Below are 11,694 nucleotides of genomic sequence, written 5' to 3'. Positions count from 1 at the left end.
CTGGCGTGAAAGGTGAAACAGGGGAGCTAAGCTGCGGGACAAGGTCTTACCTTAATGGACGCGTCAGATTCACCCTGTTTCAGGTGAAGGTAGCTAACCATCACCTACTGCAGGATTCAAGATACAAGGGACGCGCTTTTGCCCGGCCAATTCATCGACTGACTCCGATAATCCGCAATCAGGGTCAACCCACTGCGGTGTTTCGTGGTAACGTGGATGTTTTGTGGTAAGTGTCAGGAAAGGCAGTGATGGCAACGAATAAAATTGATACCACGCTGGTTAGCGCGGGACGAAGCAAACGTTACACTCAGGGCTCAGTTAACAGCGTCATTCAGCGCGCATCTTCACTGGTTTTTGACACGGTTGCTGACAAAAAACGGGCGACGGCAGGTCGTGCATCGGGCGAGCTTTTTTATGGTCGCCGTGGCACCCTCACCCACTTCTCGCTGCAAGACGCCATGACCGAACTGGAAGGCGGCGCGGGTTGCGCGCTGTATCCGTGCGGTGCAGCGGCAGTATCCAATGCGATTATCTCTTTTGTCGAAGCGGGCGATCACATTCTGGTGAGCGGCGCCGTGTATGAACCGACGCAAGATTTCTGCACCAAAATTCTCAGTAAGCTGAATGTCACCACCACGTTCTTTGATCACTGCATTGGCAGCGAAATCAGTGAACTGATTCAGCCAAACACGCGCGTGGTATTCCTCGAATCTCCCGCCTCCATCACCATGGAAGTGCAGGACATTCCCGCCATCGTCGCCGCCGTACGTGCGAAAGCGCCCGACGCGATCATCATGATTGATAATACCTGGGCGGCGGGCGTGTTGTTTAACGCGCTGGAGCATGGCATCGATATTTCGATTCAGGCGGGCACCAAATACATTATTGGTCACAGCGATGCGATGATTGGCACTGCCGTCGCCAATGAACGTTGCTGGCCGCAGCTGCGTGAAAACTCGTACCTGATGGGCCAGATGGTGGATGCCGATACGGCATACATGGCCAGTCGCGGCTTGCGCACGCTCGGTACGCGTTTGCGCCAGCATGAAGAGAGCGGTTTGCAGGTTGCCGAATGGCTGGCCGCTCAACCGGAAGTGGCGCGCGTTAACCATCCGGCGCTGGCGCAGAGTAAAGGTCATGAATTCTGGCAGCGCGATTTCAACGGCAGCAGCGGACTCTTTTCCTTCATCCTGCATGAAAAATTGAGCCGTGAGCAGCTGGCGAATTACCTCGATCACTTCCACCATTTCAGCATGGCTTATTCCTGGGGTGGCTATGAATCCCTGATTCTGGCCAACCAACCGGAAGAGCTGGCGGAGATTCGCCCGGCAGGCGGCGTCGATTTCGACGGTACCCTGGTGCGTTTGCATATTGGTCTTGAACACGTTGATGACCTGCTGAACGACCTGAAAGCGGGCTTTGCGCGCTTAAAACAGTAAATATTTAAACAAAACCTAAACCATTTCGTGCCGCATCGGTGAGATCAACGTCTGCGATGCCACAGATGGTTAAAATAGAATCCTTGTGACTCGATGGGATAGCAGATGGGTGTTTTACATGAGATTGTTCACGCGCTCTGGCATCAGGATTTTGCCGCGCTGGCCAATCCGGATGTCGTGTGGATTGTCTACGGCGTGATGTTTTTAACGCTGTTTCTGGAAAACGGTTTGTTGCCTGCCTCTTTTCTGCCGGGTGACAGCCTGTTGCTGCTCGCAGGCGCCATGATTGCCAAAGGCGTGATGGATTTCGTGCCCACCATGGTGATTCTGACCACCGCCGCCAGCCTGGGTTGCTGGTTGAGTTATTTACAGGGGCGATGGCTGGGCAATACGCGGATGGTCAAAAGCTGGTTGATGCATTTGCCGGCGCAATATCATCAGCGCGCCTGGAATCTGTTTAACCGCCACGGTTTGATGGCGTTGCTGGTCGGGCGTTTCCTGGCGTTTGTTCGTACCTTGCTGCCGACCATGGCGGGCATTTCGGGTTTACAGAATGGGCGCTTCCAGCTGTTTAACTGGCTGAGCGGCGCGCTGTGGGTCGGGATTGTGGTCGCCATGGGCTATGGCATCAGTCAGGTGCCGTTTATCAAGCGTCACGAAGATCAGGTGATGGCGGTGCTGATGGTGCTGCCGATGGTGTTGCTGTTTGTCGGTCTGACCGGCAGCATCGTGGTGATCTGGAAAAAACGCCGCCAGAAAATATGATTAAGACGCGGCGTCAAACGGCAACGTTTGACGCACGCGGCTGGCTTCCTCTCCCGGCGTCACGCCGAAATAGCGCTTAAACTCCCGCGAGAATTGCGAAGGGCTTTCATAGCCTACACGTACCGCTGCCGCACTGGCTTTCATCCCATCCTGCAACATCATTAATCGTGCCTGATGCAGACGATAGCGCTTCAGATATTGCAGCGGCGAGGTTTGGGTGACGGCTTTAAAGTTGTGATGAAATGCCGAAACGCTCATGTTCACTTCGGCTGCCAGCATATCGACGCTGAGGCTTTCGGCGAAATGGCTTTCGATGCGTCGCAAGGCGCGCGCAATCTGGCTGAACTGGGTCTGACGATTCACCAGCGACAGCAGCGCACCGCCAATCGGGCCGGTGAGCACGTAGTAGATAATTTCCCGCACCAACTGTGGGCCCAGCACGCGCGCATCACGCGGATGGCTCATCGCATCCAGCAAACGCTCGGCAGCGCACAGCATCTCTTCACTCATAAACGCCGAATGGATACCGGAAGTCTGCAACTGCGGCTGAAATTGTTCGTCGTCGCCAATATCCATCAACAGATCCTGCAAGCTGGCGATATCCACGCTCAGGCACATGCCGGCCAACGGCTCTTCCGGAGTGGCTTCGGTTTCGCACTCCACCGGCAGCGGTACGGTCAGCATCAAATACTTCGTGGCGTCGTAATGAAACACCGTGCTGCCGAGATAACCGGTTTTACGTCCCTGAAAAAGAATCACAATGCCGGGTTGATACATCATCGGCGTGCGCGGAAGCGTTTCGCAGGCGTAGATGAGCTTGACGTTTTCCACAGCGCACAGCGGCTTACGCGCATCATTCATTAGCGCGGTTACGCGCTGCGCCAGCTGGCGGCAAAGGGCATCGTTCGGCATGGATCACTCTCAGGCAGCAAAAAAATCAGTGTGCCGCAATGCTGCTCAAAGCTCCACCCTTCAGCAGAATCAGGCAAGATTCTGGCAGAAATGACCAGGGTAAAAGGGCGAGGTGATTGCCACAATGATCCTGCGGTTGAGTTTGTTGACTAGACTTAACCACAGCGCTTTTACGGTAAGTCACTGCGACAGATAAGGAGCAACTATGGCAGAGCAACCCATTATCAAACTGCACGACGGCAATATGATGCCGCAACTCGGACTCGGGGTCTGGCAAGCGAGTATCGAGGATGCCCGGGCGGCGATTGTCGAGGCCCTAAAAGTAGGCTATCGCTCGATTGACACCGCCGCCATCTACAAAAATGAGGAAGCCGTCGGTCAGGCACTGCAGGACACCGATGTCGCACGCGAAGACATTTTCATTACCACCAAACTGTGGAATGACGACCAGCAGAACGGTCAGCAGGCGATTGAGACCAGCCTGAAGAAGCTGCAACTGGAGAGCGTCGATCTCTATCTGATGCACTGGCCGTGCCCGGAAAAAGATCACTACGTTGAAGCCTGGAAAAAGATGATTGAGCTGCAACAGCAGGGCTTAACCAAAAGCATTGGCGTCTGTAACTTCCATGAAGCCCATCTCAAACGCCTGATCGATGAAACAGGCGTCTCGCCGGTGGTGAACCAGATTGAGCTGCACCCGATGCTGCAACAGCGCACCCTGCATGCCTGGAATGCACTGCATCAGATCCAAACCGAATCCTGGAGCCCGCTGGCGCAAGGCGGTAAAGGAGTATTCGATCAGGAGATCATCCGCGAACTGGCGAAGAAATACGGTAAGACGCCAGCGCAGATTGTCATTCGCTGGCATCTGGATAGCGGATTAGTGGTGATTCCAAAATCGGTGACGCCGGAACGTATTCGTGAAAACTTCCAGGTGTTCGACTTCAGACTGGAAAAACCCGAGATCAGCGAGATCACTAAGCTGGATAAAGGAAATCGTTTGGGGCCGGATCCGGAGAGCTTTAACGGCTAAGTCGGCACCGTTTAACCGCCAGGCGGATACGGTCAATGCGTGCTCGCCTGTATTGGCTTCACAACAGCCATGCGGTCATGTGCGGGTTGCTATGAATCGTGATCCTGTCGATTTGACGATCTGTTGTAAGGTGCGCATCGCTGCGCACCTTTTTTCTTATGGCACCGGATTGACCTGCAACTGCCCCGCCGTGCCGCGGTCGGCTAATTCCAGCGTCTGGCTGTAGTAGACAAACGGGAAGTGATCCGACGAACTCTGCGGGAAGCTCACCAGCAACTCCACATCACCATCCACCCATACCGTATCTTTCCAGCCGCGATCTTCGCCCATCGGCTGTGCGCCATTGACGCTTTTGATCAGGAACATCACGCCCTGAATATGCAGCGATTGCGGGCGATCGGCATGGATAATCCAGCGTTCAAAGGTGCCCTGCTGCACCGTGGTGTCGATGCGGCTCATGTCCCACAGTGCGCCATTGATACCCGGCACACTGTCGCCAATGCGGAATTCGCGCGTGCGCACCGCCACGCCATCCAGAATCTGATCCGCTAATAAACGCATCGGCAGATTGTCGGTAACCAGCGGCAGTAAGCCGGTGGGGCGCAGGCTGAGAACCAGCGTGTTGGCGAGGATGGAGGAAGGTTCAAACAGACCACGCAGGCGATCCATCAGGCCCGCCGCAGTCCCTGCCGTAATCGAGACTTCATCGCCCTGCGACATATCCACCAGCACTTCACGGCGTTCACCGGGTGCCAGCGACAGCGTTTGCACCGCAACGGGCGCAGGCAGGAAGCCTTGATCGCTGGCAATCACGGTAAACGGACGATTATCCGAGAAGCTCAAATCAAAGCGACGCGCGTTCGAAGCATTCAACAGGCGCAGACGCACCCAACCACGCGACACCTCGACATACGGATTCTGCACGCCGTTGACCAGCAACGTATCCCCGAGGAAACCGCCGTCTGATGGTGGGTTATAAACCGGCGTGGCAAAGTTATCGAGACGCTTGTCCTGGATAATCAGCGGGAAGTCATCAACGCCATAGTGTTTGGGCAGCGGCAGCGCTTTGCTGACGTCATCTTCAATCAGCCACATGCCCGCCAGACCGTTGTAGACGTGTGGCGCCATACGATTTGGCGTATTGGCGTGATACCACAAGGTCGATGCCCCCTGGCGAACCGGCAATACCGGCGCCCAGTCAACGCCGGCTGACATCATGCGCGGTGCACCGCCCATTAAGGCACCCGGCACCTGCAATCCACTTACCGTCATCGCCACCGGTTCGTTGAGACGGTTGCTGTAAATCAACTTCACGTCATCGCCGCTGTAGACGCGCACCGTGGGACCGAGGTACAGGCCATTAATACCCCAGACCGGCACTTTATTGTTATTACCGCTAAATGACCAATGGCTGCGTTGCAGCGTCAGAAAGAGCGGTTGGCCACGGCGAGACTCAAGCAGTGGCGGAACAGGAAGCGGCACATCGCCCATCGGAGCCGCAGCGTAGGCGGCATAAGGCATGCTACTGGTCGCCAGCGCAACACCGGCGGAAAGCTGAATAAACTGACGTCTGCTGCAAGACATAAAACTTCAGACCTTTTGAGCGGGGCGTGAAGACGCCGTGTCCATGTTGTTCTTGTTAGTGAGTTTTTGCTGTGATGAGCACGGGGCAGCGTTTCTACCCCGTGGATGGCTAGAGTTTACCGTTTTTTTCGCGTTCGGCGACTTCGGCGTTCAATTCTTCCAGCTTAGCAGACATTAATTCGCGGCAGTGGGTGGCTAATTTGCGCACCGAGGTGGTTTCAAACTGTTTGGTATCCACTGGCGGCAGCATTTCAACAATCACCAGGCCGTTGTTCCAGCGATTAAGTTTCACTTTGCCGTGGGTATTCGACACCACCACAGGAATGATCGGCACACCTGCTGCCACTGCAGCATGAAACGCACCGGTTTTAAACGGCAGTAAACCACGGCCACGGCTGCGGGTACCTTCCGGGAACATCCAGAATGAAATCTTCTTTTTATTAAACTGCTCGACCAGTTCACCGATGGTGCCATGCGCTTTGGCGCGGTTATCACGGTCAATCAGCAAATTACCGGTCAGCCAGTAGAGTTGACCAAAGAATGGGATCCACAGCAGGCTCTTTTTGCCGACGGTGACCGTGGTCGGCTGCACGATCTTCGCCGCCGTGATCATGTCGTAATTGTTCTGATGGTTGGCAATATAAATCGCATTGCCATAGCTCTCCGCGTCGGCGGGTTTGCGCAGCTCGACTTTGACGCCAAATACCGTCGACAGGCGACCAAACATATGGCCGAACGTCGCCACATGGCGAGGATTACGCGGTGAGAACAAACACCAGATACTGCCGAAGATGCACACCAAAATCGAATAAACGATAACAATAATCGTGCGTAAAATTAGTAACATAGCTTCCTCAAGTTGGGCAATCCATTGCCTGGTCAGTCTTATTCTTCGCTACTGGCGTCACTTTTCGGGCGCGCTGGCGCGTTCACTTCCACGCTATCAATGCGCTGCAGGCCACGCGACACGCTGCCACGACGACCGCGATCGGCACGCACTTTTTGCAGATCCTCATCACGCATGATCAGCTTACGTTTGCCGACATACAGGGTAATCGAGCTGCCCGGCGGCAGAATCAGCAACCACTGCAGCTTATCCACGCCCGCAGCGGCATCCGCTGATGGAATAGAGATGATTTTATTACCTTTGCCTTTCGACATCTGTGGCAGATCGCCCACCGGGAACATCAACATACGTCCGGCCTGGGTAATCGCCAGCAGCATATCATCGCCCGAATGCACCGCCATTGGCGTCATCACTTTGGCATTGTCTGGCAACGTTAGCAGCGCTTTACCGGCGCGGTTGCGCGAAATCAAATCGGCAAAGGTACAGATAAAGCCGTAACCCGCATCGGAGGCCATCAACAGTTTTTGGTCGTCCGCTTCCATCAGCACCTGTTCAAACGCGGCACCTGGCGGTGGCGTCAGTTTGCCGGTTAGCGGCTCGCCCTGCCCGCGCGCCGACGGCAACGAGGTCGGATCCAGCGTATAGCTACGGCCGGTGGAGTCGATAAAGGCCACTGGCTGATTGCTCTTACCGCGTGCGGCGGCGAGGTAACTGTCACCGGCTTTGTAACTGAGACCGGTTGGATCGATATCGTGGCCTTTGGCGCTGCGCACCCAGCCCATCTGCGACAGCACAATCGTCACCGGCTCGGCACTCACCAGCTCGGTTTCGCTCAGCGCTTTAGCTTCTTCACGCTCATGCAGCGGCGAACGACGATCGTCGCCATAAGCTTGCGCATCCGCCAGCAGCTCTTTCTTCAGCAGGTTGCTCATCTTGCGTTCGGACGCCAGAATCGCCTGCAGTTGATCGCGCTCTTTCTCCAGCTCCGCCTGCTCACCGCGAATCTTCATCTCTTCCAGTTTGGCGAGATGGCGCAGTTTCAGTTCCAAAATGGATTCGGCTTGCGTATCGCTGAGTTCAAAGCGCGACATCAGCACTTGCTTAGGCTCGTCCTCGGTACGGATGATGTGAATCACTTCATCAATGTTGAGGAACGCCACCAGCAAACCTTCGAGGATATGCAGGCGGCGCAGCACGCGCTCTAAACGATAGTTCAGGCGGCGCGTCACGGTATCGCGACGGTACACCAGCCATTCAGACAGGATCTCCAGCAGGTTTTTCACCGCCGGACGGTTATCCAGCCCAATCATATTCAGGTTAACGCGATAGCTCTTTTCCAGATCGGTGGTGGCAAACAGATGATTCATCACCTGCTCCACATCCACACGATTCGAGCGTGGCACAATCACCAGACGCGTTGGGTTCTCGTGGTTGGATTCATCACGCAGATCTTCCACCATCGGCAGCTTTTTATTACGCATCTGGTTAGCGATCTGCTCCAGCACGCGCGCACCGGAAACCTGGTGCGGCAGTGCAGTGATCACCACATCGCCATCTTCTTTCTTCCACACCGCGCGCTGACGGATCGAACCGCGCCCGCTTTGGTAGATTTTGCGGATCTCGCTGCGCGGCGTGATGATCTCGGCTTCGGTCGGATAATCCGGGCCCTGCACAATATCCAGCAACTCATCCAGCGTGGTGTTGGGTTTGTCGATCAGCTTCACCGCCGCTTCCGCCACTTCACGCAGGTTGTGCGGTGGGATATCGGTGGCCATGCCCACGGCGATACCGGTGGTGCCGTTCAGCAGGATATTCGGCAGACGTGCCGGCAACATCTTCGGCTCCTGCATGGTGCCGTCAAAGTTCGGGATGTAATCGACCGTGCCTTGTCCCAATTCACCCAGCAAAATCTCGGCATATTTGGAGAGGCGTGACTCGGTGTAACGCATCGCGGCGAAGGATTTGGGATCGTCCGGCGCCCCCCAGTTGCCCTGACCATCCACCAGCGGGTAGCGATAGGAGAACGGCTGTGCCATCAACACCATCGCTTCATAACAGGCGCTGTCGCCATGCGGATGATATTTACCTAATACGTCACCGACGGTACGGGCAGATTTTTTGAATTTGGCGCTGGCATTGAGGCCCAGTTCCGACATCGCGTATACAATTCGGCGCTGCACCGGCTTGAGGCCATCGCCGATATACGGCAGTGCGCGGTCCATGATCACGTACATGGAGTAGTTCAGGTACGCGTTTTCCGTAAATTTGTGCAGGGCAAGACGCTCTGCACCATCCTGCGTCAATTCGCTCATTAAGCTCGCATCCTCACTTCGTGGCCCGCAACGGCGGGGCATCCGGCGCTCATTTGGCGAGGATAGTACCTTATTCGTGCGAGTTAGTCACAGGGAAGCCAATGACCGCAGGCAGAATCGTATGGCATTAAATAACGTGATATCGGTTGGAAAATGAAAAAGGAATGAGATCAATATCACAATGAATATCCCCATTAATATGTGAGCATGATCGCAATTAATTATTAACTATTTCAGGTGTATTAAAGCTGTCCGTAATCATGGACAACATTTAGTATTGTTGCTTACACCGTCCTTTCCTAAATTTATACTCCATAAGACATCAATATTGCGCTCCTGATTTCTGGCATGAAGAAATAGATAACGAGGAAATAATCTTAAAAACGCTTTGCCAAAATAAAGGGTGACCGAATGCAAATACTGACTTCGCGACAACACCGTTTAGTCAAACTGCTGTTGCAACATGCTGCACCGCAGCCGATCAGAGAATTAGCCCTTCAGTTGGGCGTGTCAGAAAAGACGATTCAGCGCGACTTGCAGTGGCTGGAAAGCTGGCTTGGTAGCTGGTCACTGACGCTGGAGAAAACCCCAGGCCGCGGCGTGCGTTTGCGGGTTGATGATATCCAGCAGCGCCTGCAACTGGAGCAGCAACTCAACGGCGATGAAAGCAGTGCCGATGCGCTGGGGCAAAACAGCCGCCGAGTAAAAATTGCCTCGCAGTTGCTGAGTGACGCCCCGCGTGCGACCTCTATCAGTAAGCTGTCGGAACGCTATTTTATCAGCCACGCCTCGATTGTGAATGACCTGAAAGTGATTGAAGAGTGGCTACAACCGTTGGGTTTGACGCTGCAACGTGGGCCAGGTGGCACCCATATCGAAGGTAACGAACAGGCGCTGCGTCAGGCAATGGTCTCCCTGATCAATGATGTGATGCAGCAAAACGTTGCCGGAACGCCGCTGTTGCCACGTCTCGATCCCGGCAGCCAGCAGGCACTGGTGCATTATTTTGGCGATGAGGATGTGGCTTTTGTGCAGACGCTGCTGCAACAGATGGAGCAGCAACTCAGTTACCCGCTGGGCGATGCCTGGTATCTGAATCTCTGCACCCATATTCTGATCATGATGCACCGGATGGCGCAGGGGAATGCGCTGGCACTGGCAACTCTGGCCACAATGCAGGATCTCGATCAGCGCATTTTACTGATTGCCCAGCAAATGGTGACGCAGATTGAACAGCGGATGTGCTGTGCCCTGCCCGCCGATGAAGTGGGTTTTATTTATCAATATATCGTGTCATCCGGCATTGTGGTGGAAGAGCGCGGCGATAATGCGCCGATGCATAATCAATTCTGCACCGCAGAGTCCGTAAAAATAACCTGTGAATTAATTGATCGTTTCGCAGCCTTTATTCAGCAAGATTTAGCGCAGGACCGATTATTATTTGACGGCTTACTGGTGCATATAAAGCCACTATTAAATCGACTCAAATATCATATTCATATTCGCAATCCGCTGCTGGAGGATATTCAGCAGGAAATGAAAGGCATATTTTCGTTAACGCACCAGGCGATGCAATTAACTGCTCGCACTTATGGGCTTTCGCCAGTGGCTGACGACGAAATCGGTTATCTCTGCGTGCATTTCCAGGCCGCGCTGGAGCGGCAAATTGCCCATAAACGCATTCTGGTGGTGTGTTCCAGCGGCGTGGGGACGTCGCATCTGCTGAAGAGCCGCATCTTGCGGGCGTTCCCTGACTGGGAAATCGCGGGTGTCGTCTCCGCCAGCAATCACGCCGCGTTTTGTCAGAACCAGACAGTGGATTTAGTGATCACCACTATCCATCTCAACGCCGGGCCTATTCCGGCAGTGTATGTGAGTGCATTTTTTAACGATGACGATATCCGGCGGGTCACTGACGCCATGATTGGCAGCCAGCTGCCGGACGGCGCGCACTGCGCGTTGGCTGAACATTAATTGAATGAGGTAAAACCCATGGACATTTCCCGCATTCTGACGCCACGCCGCGTTAACCTGGCGCTCACCGCCACCACCAAAGAAGAAGTGATCAACGAACTGACCGATCTGCTGTATCAGGACGGCGCCATCACCGATCGTGCAGCCTTTATTGAAGATGTCTGGCTGCGTGAAGCTGAGGGCTCTACCGGGTTCGAAAACCACGTTGCCATTCCGCACGGCAAGTCTTCCGCCGTCCAACACACCACATTAGCCATTGGTCGTACCCAACAGGATATCCCCTGGGAAACGCTCGATGGCAGCCAGGTGCGCTGCATCATCCTGTTCGCGGTGCGACTGGAAGATCAGAACACTACCCATATTCGCCTGTTGTCGCAGGTGGCCAGCGCGCTGGCCGATGATGAGGTGATAGCCCAACTGCTGGTGGAAAACGACCCCAGCAATATCATCCGGCTGTTTAGCCAGTACGCCGAAACCGACCTCTGTTAATCCCCTAACTCTTTGAGGTGACACATGAATATCGTCTGTGTAGCGGCCTGCACGGCAGGCATCGCGCATACCTATATTGCGCGTGAAAAACTGATCAAAGGCGCTCATGCACTGGGCCACACCATCCACGTTGAAACCCAGGGCACCATCGGCACTGAAACCGCGTTGACGCGTGAAGACATCGCCGCCGCTGACGTGGTGATCCTCGCCATTGATGTGAAGATCAACGGTGAAGAACGCTTTCAGGGCAAACCCATCGTACGAGTGAAAACCGAAGTGGTGATCAAGTCACCGGTGAAATTCCTCGAAAAAGTGGCGGATTCACTGGCGCGTGCCTGA

The 11,694-nt window shown here is 54.6% G+C and carries 10 protein-coding genes; 6 read left to right on the top strand and 4 right to left on the bottom strand.

Annotation, left to right across the window (positions count from 1 at the left end):
• Nucleotides 1-248 precede the first annotated feature (248 nt).
• Nucleotides 249-1,439, top strand: coding sequence for a cystathionine beta-lyase (gene metC, locus FD744_RS15400; RefSeq protein WP_034828423.1), 1,191 nt, complete (start codon nucleotides 249-251; stop codon nucleotides 1,437-1,439).
• A gap of 105 nt (nucleotides 1,440-1,544) precedes the next feature.
• Nucleotides 1,545-2,204 (top strand): DedA family protein, encoded by a 660-nt coding sequence (locus FD744_RS15395; RefSeq protein WP_034828422.1) that lies wholly within the window; start codon nucleotides 1,545-1,547, stop codon nucleotides 2,202-2,204.
• Here FD744_RS15395 and FD744_RS15390 read toward each other — a convergent pair whose 3' ends face one another.
• The gene (locus FD744_RS15390; protein WP_034828421.1) at nucleotides 2,205-3,116 is read right to left on the bottom strand and encodes an AraC family transcriptional regulator; all 912 of its coding nucleotides are present in this window, start codon (nucleotides 3,114-3,116) and stop codon (nucleotides 2,205-2,207) included.
• Nucleotides 3,117-3,321: 205 nt separating this feature from the next.
• On the opposite strand from FD744_RS15390, the gene dkgA reads away from it, so the two are divergent.
• Nucleotides 3,322-4,149, top strand: a complete 828-nt coding sequence (gene dkgA / locus FD744_RS15385; RefSeq protein ID WP_034828419.1) for a 2,5-didehydrogluconate reductase DkgA — start codon at nucleotides 3,322-3,324, stop codon at nucleotides 4,147-4,149.
• A gap of 156 nt (nucleotides 4,150-4,305) precedes the next feature.
• On the opposite strand, the gene ftsP is transcribed toward dkgA, so the two are convergent.
• The 3 genes from ftsP to parC form a co-directional block, all read right to left on the bottom strand.
• Nucleotides 4,306-5,733: a cell division protein FtsP gene (gene ftsP, locus FD744_RS15380; RefSeq protein ID WP_058961926.1), complete on the bottom strand. Its 1,428-nt coding sequence runs from the start codon at nucleotides 5,731-5,733 to the stop codon at nucleotides 4,306-4,308.
• 109 nt (nucleotides 5,734-5,842) lie between these two features.
• Nucleotides 5,843-6,580, bottom strand: coding sequence for a 1-acylglycerol-3-phosphate O-acyltransferase (locus FD744_RS15375; protein ID WP_058961927.1), 738 nt, complete (start codon nucleotides 6,578-6,580; stop codon nucleotides 5,843-5,845).
• 38 nt (nucleotides 6,581-6,618) lie between these two features.
• Nucleotides 6,619-8,892 (bottom strand): DNA topoisomerase IV subunit A, encoded by a 2,274-nt coding sequence (gene parC, locus FD744_RS15370; RefSeq protein ID WP_034828416.1) that lies wholly within the window; start codon nucleotides 8,890-8,892, stop codon nucleotides 6,619-6,621.
• A 411-nt stretch (nucleotides 8,893-9,303) separates the two neighbouring features.
• Here parC and FD744_RS15365 point away from each other — a divergent pair, with 411 nt between their 5' ends.
• The 3 genes from FD744_RS15365 to FD744_RS15355 are packed head-to-tail and all read left to right on the top strand — an operon-like array spanning nucleotide 9,304 to nucleotide 11,694.
• The gene (locus FD744_RS15365) at nucleotides 9,304-10,866 is read left to right on the top strand and encodes a transcription antiterminator (RefSeq protein ID WP_097118136.1); all 1,563 of its coding nucleotides are present in this window, start codon (nucleotides 9,304-9,306) and stop codon (nucleotides 10,864-10,866) included.
• 18 nt (nucleotides 10,867-10,884) lie between these two features.
• The gene (locus tag FD744_RS15360) at nucleotides 10,885-11,355 is read left to right on the top strand and encodes a PTS sugar transporter subunit IIA (protein WP_034828413.1); all 471 of its coding nucleotides are present in this window, start codon (nucleotides 10,885-10,887) and stop codon (nucleotides 11,353-11,355) included.
• 24 nt (nucleotides 11,356-11,379) lie between these two features.
• The gene (locus tag FD744_RS15355; protein WP_034828411.1) at nucleotides 11,380-11,694 is read left to right on the top strand and encodes a PTS fructose transporter subunit IIB; all 315 of its coding nucleotides are present in this window, start codon (nucleotides 11,380-11,382) and stop codon (nucleotides 11,692-11,694) included.

Origin of the sequence: Pantoea sp. Taur (assembly GCF_009830025.1) — a bacterium.
In the GTDB taxonomy this organism is placed as follows: Bacteria; Pseudomonadota; Gammaproteobacteria; order Enterobacterales; family Enterobacteriaceae; genus Pantoea; species Pantoea communis.
This window is presented reverse-complemented; position numbering and strand designations above follow the sequence as displayed.

What these genes read in the sequence shown, in the direction of transcription:
- metC (WP_034828423.1), top strand. Translation starts at nt 249, where the DNA reads ATGGCAACGAATAAAATTGATACCACGCTGGTTAGCGCGGGACGAAGC.
- FD744_RS15395 (WP_034828422.1), top strand. Translation starts at nt 1,545, where the DNA reads ATGGGTGTTTTACATGAGATTGTTCACGCGCTCTGGCATCAGGATTTT.
- FD744_RS15390 (WP_034828421.1), bottom strand. Translation starts at nt 3,116, where the DNA reads ATGCCGAACGATGCCCTTTGCCGCCAGCTGGCGCAGCGCGTAACCGCG.
- dkgA (WP_034828419.1), top strand. Translation starts at nt 3,322, where the DNA reads ATGGCAGAGCAACCCATTATCAAACTGCACGACGGCAATATGATGCCG.
- ftsP (WP_058961926.1), bottom strand. Translation starts at nt 5,733, where the DNA reads ATGTCTTGCAGCAGACGTCAGTTTATTCAGCTTTCCGCCGGTGTTGCG.
- FD744_RS15375 (WP_058961927.1), bottom strand. Translation starts at nt 6,580, where the DNA reads ATGTTACTAATTTTACGCACGATTATTGTTATCGTTTATTCGATTTTG.
- parC (WP_034828416.1), bottom strand. Translation starts at nt 8,892, where the DNA reads ATGAGCGAATTGACGCAGGATGGTGCAGAGCGTCTTGCCCTGCACAAA.
- FD744_RS15365 (WP_097118136.1), top strand. Translation starts at nt 9,304, where the DNA reads ATGCAAATACTGACTTCGCGACAACACCGTTTAGTCAAACTGCTGTTG.
- FD744_RS15360 (WP_034828413.1), top strand. Translation starts at nt 10,885, where the DNA reads ATGGACATTTCCCGCATTCTGACGCCACGCCGCGTTAACCTGGCGCTC.
- FD744_RS15355 (WP_034828411.1), top strand. Translation starts at nt 11,380, where the DNA reads ATGAATATCGTCTGTGTAGCGGCCTGCACGGCAGGCATCGCGCATACC.